This window comes from Kitasatospora sp. MBT63, assembly GCF_000710465.2.
Classification (GTDB): Bacteria; Actinomycetota; Actinomycetes; order Streptomycetales; family Streptomycetaceae; genus Kitasatospora.
Window position 1 is genome coordinate 61,440 of record NZ_JAIZ01000687.1, and the last position, 1,747, is coordinate 63,186.

Sequence of the window (1,747 nt, forward strand, 5' to 3'; positions counted from 1 at the left end):
AGTGGCCGACAGTGGCGGCGAGACGTCGGTGCGTCACATGCTTGCGGTTCCGGAGAGTCCGTGCGGCGGTGTACTGCGGGAGGTCGATTGACTGGGCTGGTGGGGGCTTCCTAGACTCGGGGTCGGCGAAGAATGTCAGCCCCAGGCCCCGGCCGGCTGACTGGCAACCCCCACACTGCGGTGGGGTGCCCCGGGGATAAGCCAGGTGACGTGCTGTCATGTCACAAGCGCAGGCCCGGGGTGGGCAGAACTGGAGAGAGATCGTGGAGCAGTCGGCATTCGGCCGGGGCATGCGGTGCCTCAGGCTGGTGGCCAGGCTCGACGTCGACCTGAGTCGGCGCGCCAGCGCACTCTGTCGCTGAGAGAGCGGCCGTAGGGGCGGACGGGCAGTCCGTCGTCGGCCGCGTCATCCGCCTTCTCATTCCTCCCGCGCGGCGGGCTTCGAGCCGCTCCGCGTGTTCTGCTCCAGGAGTACGGATGTCCAGCTCTCCCTCGCCCTCCCCGCGCTACCCGACCAGACCGCTGCCGGCCGGGCGGCAGACCGAGTTCGGCCTGCTCCGGCAGGCACTCGACCGCTGTGTGGCGGGCACCGGCGGTGTCGCCGTGCTGCACGGATCGGTCGGAAGCGGCCGCAGCGAGATGCTCTACGCGCTGGCCGACCTGGCGGCGGCCCAGGGCGTGCAGGTGTTGGTCGGCACGGGGTCGCCGCTGGAGCGGGAGTTTCCGCTCGGCCTGGCCCGGCAAGTGCTCCAGAGCGCGGACCTTGACCCGGAGGAGGCGGCCACGGCGGAGCGGCTGCTCGCCGCCGGCGCCGCCGAGAGCGCTGCGGCCGGCGGGTTCGAGGGCGGCTCCGGACAGCTCGGCCAAGCCACCCTGGAGGGGCTGTTCTGCCTGGTCCGGACCCTGGCGGAGCGGGCCCCCGTACTGATCGCGGTGGACGACAGGCAGGACGCGGACTCGCAGTCGCTGGAGTTCCTGCTCTACCTGGTGCGCCGGACCCGCAGCGCGCCGGTGCTCACCGTGCTCAGCTCGCGGGAGACCATGACCCCGCCGCTCCCGTTCTTCGAGGTCGAGCTCGCCCGGCAGCCGCACCACCGGCACGTCCGCCTGGAGTTGCTGTCGGGCGAGCAGGTGGCGCAGCTGTTCCGCGAGCGCTTCGGTGCGGCGGCGGCCGAGCGGTGGGCCGCCGAGGCGCACGCGCTGACCGGCGGGAACCCGCTGCTGGTGCATGCGCTGATGGACGATCAGGAGCGCGCCGCCAGGGCCGCCCTGGCCGGGCAGGCCGCGGGGTCGGGGCTGGACGTGGCGACGGCGGTCACCGCTTCGGCCTCGGCGGCCGCGGGTCCGGGGCTGGTGGCGGGCGAGGGCTACCGCCGCGGACTGATGCACTGCCTGCACCGGATCGACCCGCTGGCGCTGCGCTGCGCGCGCGGGGTCGCGGTGCTCGGATCGGCCGCCCGCCCCGAGCTGCTGGCCGAACTGCTGCTCCTGGTACCGGACTCGGTCACCCGGGCGAGCTATCTGCTGCACGCGGCCGGGCTGTTCGTGGACGGCGGCTTCCGGCATCCCACGGCGGCCGGCGACCTGCTCGCCGCGCTGCGGCCGGGCGAGCTGGCCCGGCTGCACCGGCGGGCGGCCGAGCTGCTCGGCCGGGAGGGCGCGCCGGCCGAGCAGGTGGCCGAGCAGCTGCGAGCGGCCGAGGGGCAGTTGCGCAGCCCTTGGGCGGTCACGGCGGCGGGCGAGAGCG

Annotated in this window: 1 protein-coding gene and 1 riboswitch; the gene reads left to right on the plus strand. The window is 74.6% G+C overall.

What is annotated here, in order from left to right; genetic code table 11:
- Window positions 1-124 precede the first annotated feature (124 nt).
- Window positions 125-236, plus strand: a riboswitch (SAM riboswitch).
- Window positions 237-477: 241 nt separating this feature from the next.
- On the plus strand, window positions 478-1,747 hold a 1,270-nt coding region (locus AA75_RS36385), incomplete at its 3' end, for an AAA family ATPase (RefSeq protein ID WP_033824672.1).